The organism is Pedobacter cryoconitis, assembly GCF_001590605.1.
GTDB lineage: Bacteria > Bacteroidota > Bacteroidia > Sphingobacteriales > Sphingobacteriaceae > Pedobacter > Pedobacter cryoconitis_A.
Genome location: NZ_CP014504.1, coordinates 5,426,196 through 5,445,220, shown reverse-complemented (window position 1 = coordinate 5,445,220; position 19,025 = coordinate 5,426,196). Strand labels below are relative to the sequence as shown.

7 protein-coding genes are annotated in these 19,025 nt (G+C 41.4%); 1 reads left to right on the top strand and 6 read right to left on the bottom strand.

Annotated features, from left to right (window positions below; translation table 11 throughout):
• Positions 1 to 6: 6 nt before the first annotated feature.
• From AY601_RS23105 to AY601_RS23095, 3 genes are read right to left on the bottom strand one after another with little or no spacing between them, the layout of a single operon-like run.
• Positions 7 to 2,010: an OmpA family protein gene (locus AY601_RS23105; protein ID WP_068405754.1), complete on the bottom strand. Its 2,004-nt coding sequence runs from the start codon at positions 2,008 to 2,010 to the stop codon at positions 7 to 9.
• Positions 2,011 to 2,019: 9 nt separating this feature from the next.
• Complete coding sequence (locus tag AY601_RS23100; protein ID WP_068405751.1) at positions 2,020 to 3,015, bottom strand: PorP/SprF family type IX secretion system membrane protein; 996 nt, start codon at positions 3,013 to 3,015, stop codon at positions 2,020 to 2,022.
• 29 nt (positions 3,016 to 3,044) lie between these two features.
• Positions 3,045 to 12,971, bottom strand: coding sequence for a putative Ig domain-containing protein (locus AY601_RS23095; protein ID WP_084359416.1), 9,927 nt, complete (start codon positions 12,969 to 12,971; stop codon positions 3,045 to 3,047).
• Positions 12,972 to 13,301: 330 nt separating this feature from the next.
• Here AY601_RS23095 and AY601_RS23090 point away from each other — a divergent pair, with 330 nt between their 5' ends.
• Complete coding sequence (locus tag AY601_RS23090) at positions 13,302 to 15,815, top strand: hypothetical protein (RefSeq protein ID WP_068405744.1); 2,514 nt, start codon at positions 13,302 to 13,304, stop codon at positions 15,813 to 15,815.
• A gap of 67 nt (positions 15,816 to 15,882) precedes the next feature.
• Here the strand turns inward: AY601_RS23090 and AY601_RS23085 are convergent, their stop codons facing one another.
• The 3 genes from AY601_RS23085 to AY601_RS23075 all read right to left on the bottom strand — a co-directional run bounded on the left by AY601_RS23085 (position 15,883) and on the right by AY601_RS23075 (position 18,992).
• Positions 15,883 to 17,490 (bottom strand): S8 family peptidase, encoded by a 1,608-nt coding sequence (locus AY601_RS23085; protein WP_068405741.1) that lies wholly within the window; start codon positions 17,488 to 17,490, stop codon positions 15,883 to 15,885.
• Positions 17,491 to 17,677: 187 nt separating this feature from the next.
• A complete protein-coding gene (gene cobA / locus AY601_RS23080) occupies positions 17,678 to 18,469 on the bottom strand; it encodes a uroporphyrinogen-III C-methyltransferase (RefSeq protein WP_068405738.1) in 792 nt (263 codons plus the stop codon).
• Between the two features lie 85 nt (positions 18,470 to 18,554).
• Positions 18,555 to 18,992 (bottom strand): RrF2 family transcriptional regulator, encoded by a 438-nt coding sequence (locus tag AY601_RS23075; RefSeq protein WP_068405736.1) that lies wholly within the window; start codon positions 18,990 to 18,992, stop codon positions 18,555 to 18,557.
• Between the last annotated feature and the right edge of the window lie 33 nt (positions 18,993 to 19,025).

Sequence of the window (19,025 nt, the reverse complement as noted above, 5' to 3'; positions counted from 1 at the left end):
GAGTATTTATTGTTTGGTAACCTTAAATTCAGTCCTTCTGTTCAGCTGACGTCCCTGCGGATTATCCTTTCCACTTGGCAGCTGATTTGGCGCAATGGGTTTACTAAAACCATAACCCTTGCTTGTTATTCTGCTGGCAGCAATTCCCTTGCCCACCAGATAATCTACACAGGACTGCGCTCTTCTTTCTGAAAGTTTCACATTGTAAGCAGCCTTACCTACATTATCAGTATGTGCACTCAATTCAATTTCCAAGGTCTCATTGTCAACCAGTTTCTGGTAGAGTTTATCCAGTATAGTTTCTGATGCAGGATTAAGCTTAGTGCTATTGAAGTCATATAAGATATTCTCCAGAATAACCGGTTTATTAATGATGAAACCATCCAGACAGATCCTCGGATTCAAAAGCGTATCTAATTTAGCCAGTTCATCATAACTATAATTCAGCACTTTTCTGAAATAAAGGTTCTTCTCTGTCTTTAATGTTAACTGACGATTAGAATTGACCTTGAACCTGTATTTACCATCTGACCCGGTAATCACTTTTATGAATTGTATAGAATCACTCAAGGTAACCACCGCACTATCCAGTGGTGAATTGGTTTTACAATCTAAGACTGTTCCCTCTACAGTAAGAAAATCTTTTTTAACATGAAAGATCTCCAGACAACATACCGATTCTCTGTCAGAGCTGATATACCCTTCACTATCTTCACTATCAACAGGGGTAAAATAAGCATCATCCTTTGAGGAGTTAAATGGGAATCCTAAGTTTCTCGGCTCAGACCAAGTACCGAAATCACCCGAACTTTCATAGAAATCCAGTCCACCCATCCCTACTCTTCCATTACTGCTGAACAGTATTTTTTTAGTCCGGGCATTGTAATAAGGCGCTTCTTCATTCTCCTTAGAATTGATTGTATTGCCCATATTGGAAGCTTCACTCAAAGTACCGTCACTACGAAGTTTGCAATACCAAAGATCATACTTACCCAATCCACCAGGTCTGTCTGAAGAGAAAATAAGATATTTTCCGTCTTTAGTTACAAAAGGCTGCATCGAATTGAAGCCTTCCACATTTACCTCAGTGCCTAACACCTTTGGTGCTGCCCAGACCTCTCCGGTACCTCTGGAAACATTGACCTGGTATATCTTTCTATTACCTGCCCCACTCCAGCTCGTCAAATACATCACCCTTCCGTTAGGACTGAATGCCGGAGCCGCGAATTCTTTGCCTTTTTCTGGCGCACCTATTTTTTGCACTGTAGTCGATGTTCTTAATGGGCCGCCAGAAGCTGAATAAATTGCATTGATAAAAGGGTTCTCTGATTTGATAACTTTAGTCTTCAGCTTGCTATCCTTCACGGTCTGCGTTTTATTACCTACCGCAACAGGTCTGGACGAAGTAAAATAGAAGTTATTGTTCATCAGCAATGGGGTATAATTAGAACCCTGATCATTAATTTGATTCAGCAGTTTACTGAATTTATATAAGCGCGGATATCGCATTTCATACAAGGCGAAATTACAGGAAGCAATTTCAAGCTTCGCTTTCTCCGTATAGTCATCATTCGGCTTATATTTAGTTAAGAACTCTTTAAAAGAAATGATCGCATCATTGAATTTTTGATTGGAACGCTGACTTTCTCCGAAATAGAATATGCTTAAGACGTACTTAGGGTCGTTGAAGTTTCTGGCAACGGCGTACCAGGCTTCCGCTCCCCTGAAGTCCTTATAAAGGCGGAGTGAAGACGCCAACTGAAAAACACAATATTCATATTCAGGACGCTTTGGACTCTCTTTTTTTACCTTAGCCTCAAAAGCATAAGGCACAACGAATCCTGTGGTATCGGTTGAAATATTCAGTGCTTTTTTATAATATTCGGCTGCTGCGTAATAATCCTTATTCTGGAAATACACATCAGCAATTCTTTTATTATTGGCTACATATTGGGCCTTTGCTCCTGTACTTAGTAAACAGATCAAAAGCAATAGTCTGAGAGGTTTCATATTTGTGGGTTATAAGCGTGGACAAAAGAAGTTAGGGCCTGCAATTCCCTTGCGGCTGGTAAAGGATATTGACAATTCAAATCCACCTTTACTTCCTGATGCACGGTTAAGCCCTGAAGTATTAAAGTCATAACTCACTCCGAAAGTCATATTTTTCAGGTGCAGCCCAAAGAAAGCTATCGCAGCATCTTCAAAACGGTAATTGGATCCAAACATCAGGTCAGCTTCCGGATTGACATAGAATTGGCCATAAGCGCCAACCGAAGTTTCATGCGCATTCCCTTGTTTCATATAAAGTCCATTGGGCGTAATATCAAATACATCACTTACTTTAACACGGGCACCACCATGCGCGGTATAGCGAATAGGTATTCTGACCTCATTTCCAAGGAAACGGTCAATCGGTCTGGTCAGGTGATTGGCTGCAACTCCTGCAAATACATTGACACGCTTGTCTCCGCTTCCATCAAAGTACATGGCCCCCACATTGACATCTGGCACCAATGTATTACTGGCTGTGAAATTTTCATTGAATGGTAAACCTGGATCGTACCCGGATCCAGAGTTAAACTGACTTCCCAATGTAACTTTGGAAGGATCAAAGCTCTTGTTTAAGACCCCTGCCTGCAAACCAAAGTTAATCATGCTTAAACCTGCACGGCCAAAACGGATCCTGTAAGCAGCTGAAGCCAGAGCGTTCAGGTAATTATAACTCACATCTCCTGCATTCTGATTCAGGATCATCCCTCCAAAAGCAAGGTTTTTAGTAGGCGCCATATCAAATGAGGCGCCTGCTGTGAGGTAAGAATTGGAGACTGACCCCCATTGTTGTTTGGCATTTACTGATACCCTGTAATCTCCATCGATGACCCCGGTTAAACCCGGGTTAAGCCATAATGGATTGGCATAATATTGTGAAAAGTGAGGATCGATTTGCGCACTAACCTTCGAAGCTCCCGTAATGCACAACAAGCCCAAGACGATGATTTTTGATAGTTTCTTCATGTTATTTATATTTCAGGTTAATGGGTCTGTTATCTTAAAATGGTTATTGTTCCTTTTCTCATAGCTGTAGAGCCGTCTGTGAGGGTGACTTCAACATAGTACACATATACCCCGTTCGGTTGCATTTGTCCTCTGTATGAACCATCCCATCCTACTTGCTGCTGCAATGATTCAAAGATGAATTGTCCCCACTGATTATAGACGCACATTCTCATTTTAGCAATTGCGTTTCCATGGACATAGAAGATATCATTTTTACCATCTCCATTTGGCGTGAATGTATTCGGAATGAATATATCATTAGGCACTATTCTATCTATAACAGTACCTGTTACACTGCCCGCGGTACTGGTTTGACAAGTTGTATTTCCTTTTGCTCTCACCATCAGTTTAATGGTAGTGTTTGCCGGAAGTCCTGAGATCAGATGTGCAGTACCCGCAGCTCCTGAACTTGGACTGGTCCAGGTTGTTCCTCCATCCATTGATACTTCGTAACTGGTTGCTCCAGGAACGTCGTTCCAGCCAAAAGTGATACTGCTCAGTGTACTTGATTTCACCGTTACTACTGGCGATGAAAGTGCTGCTGCAACAGTTACATTGACTGCAATTCTGCCACTGCTCGCTGTTCCCGAAATCGCTTCCACATAGAAGATTGTCGTTGCAGTGATTGCAGGTGTCAGGAAGGCTGGCCCAGTGAACAACACGCTTCCACCTGTTGGCGTGTTATACCAGTTATAAGTCACTCCTGTCAGTACATTGGTTACAGTTAAAGTAACCGGACTTCCTCCGCAGCTTATGGCATCTCCTACTGCTGATGCTGGTACGGTAACATTAATGGTATAAGTATTGGTTGCGGTCAGGCCGTTTCCGTCAGTTACAGTTACCACTACCGGGAAGCTTCCTCCTAATGTTGGGGTTCCTGAGATTACTCTGGTTACCGGATCAAAGTTTAATCCTGGAGGCAATCCTGTAGCCACATAAGTATAAGGTGCCGTGCCGCCAACTACTCCCGGTAAGGTCTGAGGCGTATATGAACTACCTACCTGTCCATCTGGCAAAGTTGCTGGTGGTAAGGTCATTTGTGTACTGCTGCCTACACCAAGAACAAAGGCGGCCACTGCTGTACATCCTTTACTATCTGTTGCAGTTACAGCAAAGGCGTAATTCCCTGCTGTTGTTGGTGTCCCGGTCAGTAATCCTGCTGATGACAGCGATAAACCTGCTGGAAGCGTACTTCCTGACTGAAGGCTGTAAGTATATCCAGGAGTACCTCCTGTTGCAGAACCAATCTGTGCTGAATAAGTAGTTGAGGTAGATGCGCCGGCTAGTGTTGCGCCATTGAACATCAATGCCGGGTTTACAGTTAGAACTACTGTTTTGGCAGTGGCCGATGAGCTTTCACAAGTATTCGGTCCCTGTACAGTAACGTAGTAAGTAGTATTGGTGGTCAGTACAGGTGTATTGTATACTGCACCTGTAAATACTGCCGTAGTTAATGCAGCATCTGTGTACCAGGTAAATACTGGGTTACTTACAGTTGCACTGCTTGCAGTTAAGCTAGCTCCTGATCCTCCGCAGACTACAGATGGAATACCTGTTATTGTAATATCTGCTGAACTGGCCGGAGATTTCAAGTTCACATTTACAGCAACTCTCGTACTGGTTATTCCAGCCAGACCTTCTACATAGTAAATCATGTTCACTGTTATAGCAGGGGTCTGGAAGCTTGTTCCTGTAAAAATCGGGATTCTTGCAGTTGCATCCGCAAACCAGTTATAGGTTATTGCAGGTACTGCATTGGTAACTACCAATGTAACGCGGCTTCCTCCACAATTCGATCCGTCAGCAACAATTGGTGCCGGTACAATCACATTCAGCGAATAGTTTGCCGAGGCGTTCCTGTTATTGCCATCGGTTACTGTCATGGTCACAGTGAACATACCACCTATAGTTGGTGTTCCGGTAATGTTCCTGGTTGCAGGATCAAATGACAATCCTGCTGGTAAACCAGTAGCTACATAAGTGTAAGGAGTTGTTCCACCAATTGCAGCTGGTAAGGTTTGTACAGGATATGCTGTACCTACTTGTCCGTCTGGCAGGATTGCTGCTGGTAGTGACAATACAGCTGTAGTACCGATGTTCAGCGTGAATACGCCTGCAGTACTACAGCCCTTACTGTCAGAGGCATTAATTGTAAATGTATAATTTCCAGCTGTAGTTGGTGTTCCGCTGATTAATCCTGCAGATGATAAGGTTAATCCTGCTGGTAAAGTACTGCTTGATGCCAGTGCATAAGTATAAGGCGCTGTACCACCGGTAGCAGGATCAATTTGTACACTGTATGGATTGATTGTAGAACCATCATTCAGTGCCTTACCTGCAAAGTTCAATGGAGCGTTCACATTTAAAGTGATTGCCAAAGCCTGGCCACCAAGGTTCCGACATTTATTCAGTCCTTGTACGGTTACATAATATGTTTTGCTTGTTGTAAGTGCAGGGACATTGAAAACATCACCTGTAAATACAGGGTTCATTAAAGCAGCATCAGTATGCCAGGTAAATACTGGATTAACCACAGTCAGACTGCTTGCTGTTAAAATTGTGCCAGATCCCGAGCAAAGGATTGCCGGAACACCATTCACGTTAATATCTGAAGCAGTTGCAGGTGGATTCACAACCAGGGTGACAACTTTTGCATCAGCTGCAGCATTTTTACATTTATTAGTTCCCTGAACGGTTACATAATATAACGTAGTTGTTGCGGAGGCTGTAGCAACAAATGTTGCTCCGGTTTGTGCCACGATAGTTAATGCAGCGTCTTTATACCAGATAAATAATGGATTGGACACTGTCGCTGAGCTGGCAGTTAAAGTAACCTGATCACCTGCACAAGTACTTACTGGTATACCAGTTACAGTAATATCAGCAGCAGTAGCTGGTGGATTTACAGTTAAAGTAACCACTTTGGCCATGCCAGCTGCGTTTGCACATTTGGTATCTGCTTTTACAGTGACATAGTAATTTGTAGTTGCCGTTACTGAAGGCACATTAAAGGTTGCTCCTGTAAATACTGCATCGCTTAATGCAGCATCTTTATACCAGGTAAATACTGGATTGGTCAATGTACTTGTCGCTGTTAATACAGCGCCTGTACCTACGCACACAGAATTTTCTGCACCACTAACAGTGATATCAGCAGCTGTAGCATCCGGGTTAATAGTAATGGCTATTGGAGTTCTTGCCAATGCATTTCCACAGGAGTTGCCATTTGAAGCTTCTACATAATAAGTTGTAGTTCCTGCTGGCAGACTGGTTGGGGTAATAAAGCTATTTGTATTTGAGGCAATCAGGTTTCCTGCAGTCAATGCATCGTACCAATTGTAAGTAACACCTGTAACCGGATCTACCCTTAAGGTAACTGGTGTATTCAGACAAGTTGTTGCTGGATTTCCTGTTGCTGGTACCGCAGCTGGAGCTGCACCAGTAATTATAACCGTTACCGTAGTGCTCACTAATCCAGCACAAGTACCGCGAGTTGCATTTACTGTATAGATATAAGTTCCTGCAGTCAGCGTAGTTGGTGTACTGAAAGTCGCATCATTACTTGCTACTGCGCCTGAACTATCATACCAGGTATAAGTTACCCCGGTAACAGGATTACTCACCGCAAGTGTTGCTGCGCTGCCTTCGCATGCCGAAACTGCAGTTGCAACAACAGTTGGAGGTGCTATAATCCGTTGTGCATAGTTCAGATTGACAGAAGTAAGCAGACCTGCTAATCCAGATTTAAGTTTCAACTCTACAGCATCGAAAGTAGTGCCGGGAGTAAACATGATAGTCGCATCTTTATTACCAGAAATGATATTCAGGTTAAATTGTGGATCGGTAATGTTTTTTTCATCGTTATTACTGATCCCATTTTTATAAGTCGTTACGGTAATGCTGTTGGCAATACCCAAAGTAAGCAGTGCACCTGTTTGAGTGAGGCTTAGTTTAACCTGATCACCTGGGGTTGAAAGTCCCACAAAACCTACCCGCTGACTTACATAGCTATTTCCTAATCCAACCGGAATAAAGAGTGAAGAACTTGTAGTCGCGTCATCGTCTGCTGCAAAAGCAGGATTAGCGACACCTGCGAATAAAGCAGGGCCATTCACTTCTGTAGCTTGTGCAACAGTTGCACCTTCACAAGGAACTGACCCTGGATTTGGTGTAATCGTGTTTACGGTAACGACAACAGAAGCGGCAGCCGAAATACAAGTTCCTGCTGTACCTTCAGCGGTTACATAGAAAGTAGTGGTTGCAGTCAGCGGATCAGTTGCAAACATTCCGTTTGCACCATTTGCCAATGTTGATAATTCTGGAGTGCCTGGCACAACAGCCGGATCAGCACCATACCAGTGATAAGTTAAACCAGTGGTTGAGGAGTTTGCAATCAGCACTGCTTTTTCTCCTGAATTAATCGTTACTGCTGCAGGAGTCAATACTGGTGGCGTTAAAATCCCCACAGTAACTGCTACAGCTGCTTTTACAGAAGTGGTACCGCAGTTATTAACAGCCTCTACTTCATAAGTTACATCTGCAGTAACTACATCTGTAAATATGGAGGTTGTCTGACCAGGAACCAATACCCCAGCTTTATACCAGTTATAGGTGACTCCGGCCTGAGGGCTTTGTACTTTGATTTGTATGCTTGATCCTGCACAAGTACTTTGTGACGGTGCAAGTAATAATGGAGTTAAAGGCGCAGGACTAACGGTTACATTCACCTGAGTTCTTGAACTTCCGCAACCTCCTCTTGATGCTTCTACAAAGAATTTAGTAGTTGCTGTAATTGCAGGTGTAGTAAAGGTAGCTCCGTCATTACCTAAATAGGTACCGGCGGCATCGTACCATTTATAGATGATACCTGGCTGCGGAGCAGGCACAGCCAAAGTAGCTGGTGCATTTAAACAAGCAGTTACATCGGCCGAAGCAACTACTGGTGCTTGCGCTGTTCTTTTTGCATAGTTAAAGTTGATAGCGGTTAAAGCACCCACAAGACCTGAGTTCAACTTAACTTCTACCCCGTCAAACTGAGCAGCCGGAACAAAAGTAAGCAGGGCCTGAGTGCCACCACTTAACAATTGAAGGTTAATAATCGGATTGTTTATAGCAACACCGTCATTGTTACTGGTGTTACCCTGGTAAGTAGTTACAGTTACGCTTGGAACCAGTGAAAGTGACAATAACTGACCTGGTGAATTTAACAGTACCCTTACCGTATCACCTACGTTAGATAATCCTGCAAAAACAGCTTTTTGATAAACATTCGAACCTATACCAATTGGTATCGCCAATGTCGATCCAGTTTGCTGATCTCCGTCAATCGACAATTCAGGGTTATCTACTCTGGCTAATATAGAGGCTAAACCACCAACGCCATTGGTCTGACTGATTGGCCCTTCACAACCTACTGGTATAGGTGTTCCGGTTGGCACGACAGTAATAGTCTGTTGTACCCTGGTCGAAGAAGCACAACCAGTCACTGTAGAAATCGCATCGAGATAAAAAGTTGTAGTGGCGGTAAGCGGTGGTGTTAAATACGTTGCTCCGGTAAATACAGGGGTAGTTGCAGCAGCATCAGTATACCAGTTAAAGGTTACATTGTTTTCTGCTGAAGTTCCTGTCAGGATTACCCGCTGACCTTGAGCTACTGTTGTCATTGCAGTAGTAATCTGTGGCGTAACCGGGCGGGCATTCACAGTAATGTTTGCTGCTGTACGGGTTGCTGAAACACAACTTCCATTGGTCGCTTCTACATAATATGTAGTAGCTATAGTCAATGCAGGAGTGGTGAAAACAGTACCTGTAAATAAAGCCGTTCCACCTGTAGCATCTGCGTACCATTTGTAAGTGATCCCAGCTATCGGACTGTCTACTGATAAGGTTGCTGGTAAACCTGTGCAAACCGGAACTACTGTGGCCAGCACCGGAGATGTAAGGCCTGTGGTTACCGTAACCGTTACAGGAAGACGCGTTTCATTGGCACAGCCATTTTTACTTACTTGTACATAATAGATTGTAGTTGCAGTTAGTGGTGGTGTAGTAAAGATATTTTCTGTCGATAAAATTGTACCCCCGGTTGCAGCACTATACCAGACAATGGTCGTACCTGCTATTGGTGCAACTTGCAGTGTGGCAGTTGAGCCCGAACAAATGGTTTGATTTCCTGTAACTATAGTTGGATTTGGAGCGACAACATCAGCACCATAAATATATACATTGATCAATGCAGAAAGAAGTGCATTGACTTTGACTTCTACTCTGTCATAAACGCCGCCCGCTACAACGCTGGCTTTGAATCTGTTTCCTCCTAATAAACTTAAATGGATCAGGGATGAGTTTAATGGGTAGCTGCTCACTACAGTAGTACCATTCATCACGTTAATGGTAGTTCCACCTAAAACTGATAAATCTAACAGGCCTGATGGTATTTCCAGGTCAAGACGGATACTATCTGTTGCTGCGCCAGGATTCTGAAAAATCAAACGTTGGTATCCGGTAGTTCCAATACCTGCTGGTAACGATATTCTGGTATAATTCGTCAGATCAGCATCGGTAGAATTGGCTGGATCCAAGATTGCACAGGCAATACATAATAAGCCTCCCGTAATTCCACTTTCTTGTTTGGTTGCAGCATAACAGTTCGGATTAACTGTTCCGTTAATCACGCTCACTGCAACTGGAACTCTGGTTGCGCTGGTACAGCCAAAACTATTGGATGTTCCTGCATAATAAGTGGCATTGCCAGTAAGCGGTGGTGTAGTAAAAGTTCCACCCGAAGCTAGTTCAATTCCACCTGTTGCTGCTGCGTACCATTTGATAGTTGAGCCAGAGGTAGCGGTAGCCTGAAGGGTTGCTGTCTGGCCAGAACTGATTGTTACACTATTAATTAATACAGCTGGTGCATCTGGCGCAGGATTCACGTTTACGGTAACCGGAATACGCGCGCTTACTGCTGTTCCTGAAACTGCTTCAGTAAAATACGTAGTAGTTACTGTTAATGCAGGTGTAGTAAATGTGGTTCCGGTACCCAGTGGTGTATTTCCGGTTGAAGAATAGAAATTATAAGTTACACCATTTGTAAGGTTATCAATTGTTAAAGTTGCAGAATTACCGCTACAAATTGTCACGCCTGCTACAACAGGTGCATCAACAGTAATATTCAGTGCATAGTCTGTACTGGTCGTATTTCCTGCGTTATCAGTGACTTTCATCGTAAGGGTATAATTACCACCCGCGGTTGGAGTTCCTGAGATCACCCTGGTCGAAGGATCGAAGCTTAAACCTGCAGGTAATTGATTTGCTGCAATAGTATAAGTATAAGGACTTGTACCACCTGCCACTGCTGGTAAACTTGGAGAGGTATATACTGCACCTACTTGACCATTTGCTAAAGTAGCAGTTGGCAGTATAAGTGCACCGGCAACTTTTAAAGTGTAAGGAACAGTGATGGTCCTGTTTACTGCGTCGGTTACTTTGATTGAAAGGGTGAAAGTACCGGATTGCGCAGGTGTTCCTGAAACAGTTTTAGTTAAAGGATCAAAAGTCAGTCCGGGAGGCAAGTTCAAACCTGCATAAGTATAAGGGCCTGTTCCACCAGTTGCATCCGGAATCGTTTGGGTCGGATAAATTACATTAACCGCTCCTTCAGGAAATACAACGCTACCTAATGCCAAAGCATCTCTAACGGTAAGGGTATAATTTAAGGTCGTTGTATTGTTTTCGTTATCGGTTACAGTGACTGGGAAAGTGAAGGTACCTGATTGAGTTGGTGTTCCTGTAATTGCCCTGGTTACCGGATCAAAACTTAATCCTGCCGGCAAGTTCACCGCACTATAAGTAAGGATGCCACTTCCACCTGTTGCTGAAGGGATAATTTGTGGAGTATAAGGCATTCCATTGGTACCATCCGATAAGGTTGAGGCTGTCAATACCAGCGGACTTCTTACTATGATTGTGTAAGGCGTAGTCACACTATTATTATCAGCATCGGTAACAGTTACCGGAATAACATAAGTACCTGCGGTTGTAGGTGTTCCTGTGAACAATCCGGTAGCGGGATCTAAAGTAACGCCCGGAGGCAGATTTGTTGCAGTATAAGTGTAGGGTGTGCTACCTCCTGTTGGAGTTGGCAATTGTGTATTTGGATAAACTTTATTGACTATACCATTTGGCAAAATTGATGTTGGTAAAGTTAAAGTTCCTGTGATAGTTAAAGTATGGACCGCTGTGGCTTTGCATCCCCCTGCATCAGTTGCAATCAGACTAAATGTCGTTGCTGCCGCTGCTGCAGTAGGTGTTCCACTGATCAGACCTGCTGAGGTCATGGTTAAACCTAAAGGCAATGCACTCCCCGGAGCAATTGCATAGGTGTATGGACCTGTTCCGCTGGTTGCAGGGTTAATTTGTTTCGTATACACTTTGCCAACTGTTCCATTACTTAATGGAGTTGCAGTGAATAACAGCGTTGGTTTAACAGTTACCACCACACTGTCCAGATCGGATTCTGCAACGCAACCTGTTTTCTGCGCAGCTACATAATAGGTATAAACTCCAGCTGCCAGCCCAGGTTCTGTCAGTACATTTGCTGTTACGCCTATAGCAACTGTTCTTGGACCATTAGGGCCAACTTTTTTGTAAAAATTATAAGTGTATCCAGCATCAGGGCTTTGGGGGGTTAAGGTTAAAGTACCGCCTCCACATAGTATTTGTGCATTACCAGCTACCCCGTCAAATAAGGGCTTAGGTACTGTGCGCTGCGCTTCGTGAATATTCAAGCCTCCTGCCAGTAAGTTACCTCCTATGGCCAGACCATTATCCAGGGTAACTTTGATCCTGTCAAATGGAGCACCCGGTGTAAAGAAAACCGGGACCTGCGTATTATTTGTAAATAAGCCAAGCAGATCGAGATTTATTAAATTACCAAGTGAATTCACATTGCCGACAGCAGTGTTTCCATTAAAGGCCTGCACGGTAATTGTTTTCAGTACGTTCACACTGAGCACAGAACCACCTTGGGAAAATACAACTTTAGCAACATCTGTTGCGGAGGAAAGTCCGTTTAAATAAATAGTTTGTGAAACTGATGATCCTAAAGTCACTACTCCTGCCTGAAGTTGTGAAAAAGTATTCAAGTTACCATCAATAGCATTTTGAGGATTAGAAACCAGGCTGGTTAAAGAAACATTTAAGCCTGTTGCTGCTACATTCGTAAATATAGAAGAGCTGCAATTATCGGGATCATAATTGAATGCAGGATATACATTCATATTGATTGAACTTCCAAGACTGATAGAAAGTGTATTACTGCGTACTCTTAACCGGATACGAAGTGAATTGTAAGCAACTGAGGAGGTAACTGCAAAATAAGTTTTCCCGTTAACATCTGTCACCACTGTAGCCGAAACATTAGTAGCTGGTATTATTGTACCGCTGCTGCCAGCAGTTGCACCACTATAAGCATCAATTTGTACAATCCTTTTGGAGAAGAGCCCGGTAAGATCTCCTACAATTCCGAGTAAATCGAGGTTTAAACCATTACTGGTAGGCTGGTCAAAACGAACATAGGTGGTTTTCCCGGCGATTAGAGGGCTGCCATATTTAAGCTGTATATACGCTTCACCTTCATACCCCAATCCGAGTAAGCTAACATATCTGGCATTCAAGGTAGCTGGTGCACCCGGCGGCTGCAGGATTGCATTTTCAGGATTATCGACCGATGCCACGTTACCTGGATTGGAGTTTGGATTATCCGATCCAATGTTATAACTAGCAATTCCTGTTGAAGGGGTTACCGTCGCGTAATTTTTTGTTTGTGCATACGATCGTGTACCAAATAGCGTTATAGCTAGTATACTAACGAGAAGACAGAGGTATTTTTTTAAGATTCGGGGAGTAGACGTATATTTCATACCGGCAGTTTTAGAGGTTAACTTTAATACTTTCCGACAATTTTAAGTAAAGGCCGCTTCTAATTGAGTGTTCAAATCATTCATTTGAAATGAGCAAAATGAACGGCTCATTCTATTCATTTTGTTCAATTTCTAATTTCTCATTTAGAAAATTTTGATCATATGCTTTTAAACGCACTCTAAAAGCATTTATCTGTTTAAAGGATAATTTGTTTCTTTTTTTTATTTAAATCCTTTCTGTTCATTTATCACGTATATGTGTATATTCGGTTACTACTGGTGTATAACTGGCTTTTTAACTAAACTCGAATAATAGAAAAAAACGGATCTATGGAATACAGTCACCGGCTGAACGAACTTAAACGCTTGATTCTCTTAAAATGTGGTATCCGATTTATTACACCTGCTGATTGTAAGAGAATCTCTATTGAGATTAGTAAGCACCTTAACAAGAACGTAAGTGAAACGACCATTAAAAGGCTATTTGGTTTCGCTGTTGTTAAACATAAGTTTTCTACGTTCACCCTGACCACACTCGCTGAATACGTTGACATTGCATCAGACGATTTAATCGATATTTCTCAACCCCCCGTGCATCCTACAGATGAATGGAAAAATCTTAAAGGTAAAGCTGACAAGATTACCCAGTTCACCTTAAAAACAATCAGGAACAGATCTGGCATTCCTTATGACATTACGATCAGCCGAAAATTTGCCGAGTATGATTTTGATGAGTTTTATGCTGGTGACTATATTTTCACCAGTGTAACTTCACAACCTGGTTATGGAAAGACCATTTTACTTAGCCATTTGGCAGAAGATCTATTTTATAAACAGGATGCTGCTTATAAAGATTCCACGATATTACTTGTTCAGGCCTATAACTTCTTTAGTAAGGAGCAGGCAGATCTTAATATGGAGGATCAGCTTAAGGCACAATTGCAGATAGATCCCGCTGAAAACACATTGGAATATATCAATAACATTCAAGCTGCGCATGGTGGTAAGTTTATCATCATGGTAGATGGGTTTGCAGAGCTGATTTTAAAGAAAGAAGATAAGAACCGTTTATTCGATAATATTATTAACCTGATCTGTTCACTGGAAGACTTCAAGAACATCAAATTAATGATGAGCCTGCGCTCTACCACCTGGATGAGATTTTATGAACGCATCCGCCATTCTTCTTTTCTTAAATCCAAATGGTTCCCGGGTAATTACTTCAATCTTCATGAGCTGTCCAATGTACCCCCGCTTACGGAAAAGGAAGTAGATGTTATCATTTCTAAAATCAACTACCTGGACAATAAAGAAATCAATCCGAGGCTTAAAGCTCAGCTGAAATTCCCATTGCATATCCAGCTCTATTATCAGCTAAAAGAAGAAGATCCTGATTTTAACTATTATACGAACATTACTTTTTATGAGCTGGTTTCCCGTTTTATTCAGGAAAAGATTTACCGTTCAAATTATTATACAGAAAAGATACTCTTCCTGAAAAAAATAATTCAGCTTACTGAATATGGAAGACAAACCAATTCGGTAGAAAAAGACAGTTTGCTCTCTGAGCTGTCTGCTTTCAGGAACGCTTATATGGAATTGCTTGCCGATGGTATCCTGATGGAGGAGAAGCGGACAGAAAATGCACATCCAAAAGAGTATGTACGCTTTCTGCACCCGCATATGTTCGAATATTTCCTTTTTGTTGAGATTCTGGAAAAATTCCATTTGCAAGTGAACATGGAATTCTTCACTTATATCAATACGGAATATGAGGCTAACCAGGTCCGCTTCCAGCTTTTACAGTGGACTACCCGCTTCCTGATCAAAACAGGCAATTTCCATGAGTTGAAATCAGTTTTCAAACTGAACCTGAACAGCTTCGAGACTAATTATCTGATCCTGTTTATGGCAGAAGAGATAAAATACAGATCGAAGTTTAATCCTGACCTTATCAGAGTACTGGACGAAAATCAGTTCCATGAGATTATCATCTCGAAACTCATTAATTTTGATTTTATTGATTCCTGCTATAAGGAGGCTGTTACAGCCTTAATTGACATCGCGAGTAATGATGATCATTTACTGGTCTATAATTCGATATTAGGGGTACTTGAGGTTATTAAACTTGATAAAGAAGCCATCAAGGCCAGGATAAAAAACATCAGTACCTTAAATGCCACAGACTGGATGGTCAGCCCGGTCGAAACACTTCAAATTATTTATGCAAAGATTAATGCGGAACAACCTGCTCAAAGGAATTTGCTTGGTAATATTGAGCGTTTAAGGAATGGGGATAACCCTTTTGGCGTCAGGCCTGACAATCATATTGATCCCAGGCAAGGTATTTCATACCTCCTGATCCTATACGTAAACTTGTTTACTGGCGACGCCACTTCAGGCCACGAAATAATCTCTAACATTGTTAAACTTCATCCAAGAGAATTTGCAAAAAGAACTACTTTCACTATTTATATACTCGCTGTTTATGGAATGTATAGTTCCAGAAGTGCACCAGGAAAAAAAACAGATCAGATTGAGAATATCATAGTTTATTTATCAAACAGGAACTGTACTAATTTTGCCAAGTATCAGGAAGTGATTTTAATGATGTTCCAGGCTCAGCAATATTACAATAGAAAAGAATATGAAATTGCGATTCACCATACCAAGGAATGCTTGTTACTTTTCAGAAGAAATAACGTGCTGTTGAACGCCATGTTCATGTTCAATCTCCTGATTAATATCTATACTGATCTGAAAGAGTACGACCTGGTCAATGAATACAAATACGAGAAGCTTTGTCTGCTTGATGAATATCAGGTTTCAAGACAATTGTTTTAGCCACAAATAAAAAACGGGTCTGCCTCTATAAAGACAGACCCGTTTTTATGCAAAAAAAAGCTAATTTCTATTTGTAATCAGCAGCTAATTTCAAGGCATTATAAGCATTGATAATTCCACCTGAGATACATATATCTGCAAAAGGAACCGATTTCGGTGTTTCTCCTTCAGCACCTTCAATATCCACATTGTGGTCAACTTTCACCACGGACTTCATTAGGATATCCTTAACCTGTACAGCGGTAAGTTTAGGATAATATTCTCTGATTAATGCAGCAACGCCTGCAACTACAGGAGCAGCCATACTTGTACCATTATAGGCTTCATATTTCGATCCTGGTACTGTAGAATAGATTTTCACACCTGGTGCAAATACATCAACAGTTGTTTTTCCATAGTTAGAAAAATCTGCTTTTAAAGTTTTGTCATCTGCAGATCCCGAAGCACCTACTACAATATAAGCTTCTGCTGTTCCACCACCTTCATATCTGCGGTCCGGAAAGCTTTTTTCTACATCAAGATTTTTATTGTCATTACCTGCTGCCTGAATAATCAATACATCTTTGGACATCGCGTATTTAACGGCTTCATCAACAGCATTCTTATCCCATGAATAAGCTTTACCAAAACTCATATTTAGCACCTTTGCCCCATTAGAAACTGCGTAACGGATTGCATTGGCAACATCTTTATCGCGTTCATCGCCATCTGGTACACTACGGACACCCATAATCTGAACATTATCTGCTACCCCTTTAATACCTATAGTATTGGTACGGTTTGCAGCTATAATTCCAGATACGTGTGTTCCGTGACTTGCATCAGGACCTGTAACGTCATTATTTCCATAATTTCTTTGTTTGCTGTCTGCATAATTATCCCCTACAAACTCAGCTCTGGGATCAAAGTCAAGGTTTAAATTATAAGCCAGTTGATCCTGATAGTGGTCCAGGCCTTTCACGATCTGTGCTTTGTAAAACTCTTCAAAAGTTGAATTCTGCAATTGGGAAACCATGATATTTTTCAAACGGCCTTCCATATCAGATGAAGCTTTATAGTTTTGGAAATCAGCTAAAGTTGGATTTTCTTTACCCATATTCTTTACCATTGCATCCAGTGCGATTTTTAAACCGCCAATATTTGCAACAGCATTTTTAGCTTCATTGGTTTGCTTGTCAAAATCAGCTTGTTCTTTTTGATATTGTTCAAATGCTGGTTTGTCAGCAGGTTTAACTGTTTCGGCAGTTACGCCTTCAAATCTAGCTTTATCTCTGCGCAATACACGGGTAAGTTCCAGTGCTTCGTGGCTTACAGATCCTTTCGCTGAACCAATAAAGTTCCAGCCATTTACATCATCTATATATCCGTTTTTATCGTCGTCTTTTCCATTTCCAGCGATTTCTTTTTTATTTACCCAGATTACACTTAGTAAATCTTCATGCTTGATGTCAACTCCACCATCCAGTACGCCTACAATCACTGGTGTTGATTTTTTACCTTTTAGTAATTCCAGGTAGGCTTTTTCAGTACTTACGCCAAATACAGAATCTTTCTTAAAGTCAAGATTATGCCAGTTATCTTTTTGAACCTGAGCAAAAGAGCTGAATCCTAACCCAGCTATAAGTGCGGCACTGAATATTCCGCGCAATACAACTTTATTTTTTAATGTGTTCATATGTGTTAATTAAATTATACTCTTAACGCTATTATTGTTATTTAGTTATGCTCCTATCAGATTTGATTAACTGCGGAGCTTTTACCCTTGAATTCAAAGGTAATGGTTTGCGCATGATTATAAATTAAAAAGCCAGGAATTTCTCCTGGCTTTTCATTATAAACTTATAAGATTTTTATTTAATTCATTATCCTTCGTAGAGGGTATAGTAGAAATCTCTGATCCTGGCAAAGGATGGGTGCAGGGAAACTACATCACCAAAAACCAATAAAGCGGGTGAAGAAATTTTATGATCTTCAACCAGTTCTGCAATAGTTTCGACAACGCCTACAACTATTTTCTCGTCATGTGCAGACCCGTTTTCAATAACTGCAACAGGTAATCTGTCTTTTCCTTCAGCCATAAAAATAGCAGCGATCTCCCTGATTCTTTCAATCCCCATTAAAACAACAACAGTTGCTTTGGATTGTGCTGCCCCTTTCAGATCTGAAGAAATTTCCCCTTTCGAATTGACTCCGGACAATACCCAGAAGCTTTCACTCATATTCCCATAAATCATTGGGATTTTATGCAAACCAGGAACACCAATTGCACTGGAGATACCCGGTACAATTTCAGTTTGAATACTATAAGATTCTGCAAAATTTATTTCTTCGAAACCTTTGGCGAATACAAAGGGATCACCGCTTTTAAGCCTTACCACATGGCCGTAATTCAAAGCGTAATCAATCATTAATTTATTCACAGCATCTTGTGAGAAGGATTCCCCATCAGATTGACTTCCTACAAATATTTTGATAGCATGTTCCGGGGCATGGTTCAGCAAAGCACCATTCACTAAGGCATCATACAAAACAACAGCTGCAGTGTTGAGTGCTTTTACTCCTTTTAAACTTATTAAATCAGGATCTCCGGGGCCGGCTCCTACTAAAGTGATACGGGGTTCCTGAATGCTGTTTTTTATTTTATTTAAAATCATGACCGGCTATTTTAAAGGTTTATATACTTGCTGATAAACAAATATAATAAAGTCTATTTAAATAGTCGTCTTTTTTTTAATAAATTTAAAACATCATTTCCCCATTGCTTTCACGCGCAATAACATCTGCTACTGAGGTTTTTGAAAGCACTGCAAGTGTTGCATCTCTGACATCAATAAATGTCTTTCTGATCCCGCATGTTTTTTCATCGTGGCATTCATCACATTTACGATAAAATTTTAAACTTGCACAAGGGACCATAGCAATAGGCCCATCTGTTATCCTAAGAATATCCACCAGGTATATATCCGCAGCATTCTTATTCAGACTGTAGCCTCCACCTGCACCTTTTTTACTGTACAAATAACCTGCATTACGCAAGTCCAGTAATATCTGTTCCAGGAATTTTCTGGGTATCATCTCCTGTTCTGCCAATCTTACGATTTGCATTGGAGGATTCTCAACGTTCTTGCCTAAAGCCACCAGTGCTTTAATGGCATATTTTGTTTTCTTAGACAACATATTAGAAACAAAGTTAAGAAAAGATTTAGGTAT

Coding starts and splice junctions, on each gene's coding strand:
- AY601_RS23090 (WP_068405744.1), top strand. CDS start 13,302: ATGGAATACAGTCACCGGCTGAACGAACTTAAACGCTTGATTCTCTTA.
- AY601_RS23100 (WP_068405751.1), bottom strand. CDS start 3,015: ATGAAGAAACTATCAAAAATCATCGTCTTGGGCTTGTTGTGCATTACG.
- AY601_RS23095 (WP_084359416.1), bottom strand. CDS start 12,971: ATGAAATATACGTCTACTCCCCGAATCTTAAAAAAATACCTCTGTCTT.
- AY601_RS23105 (WP_068405754.1), bottom strand. CDS start 2,010: ATGAAACCTCTCAGACTATTGCTTTTGATCTGTTTACTAAGTACAGGA.
- cobA (WP_068405738.1), bottom strand. CDS start 18,469: ATGATTTTAAATAAAATAAAAAACAGCATTCAGGAACCCCGTATCACT.
- AY601_RS23085 (WP_068405741.1), bottom strand. CDS start 17,490: ATGAACACATTAAAAAATAAAGTTGTATTGCGCGGAATATTCAGTGCC.
- AY601_RS23075 (WP_068405736.1), bottom strand. CDS start 18,992: ATGTTGTCTAAGAAAACAAAATATGCCATTAAAGCACTGGTGGCTTTA.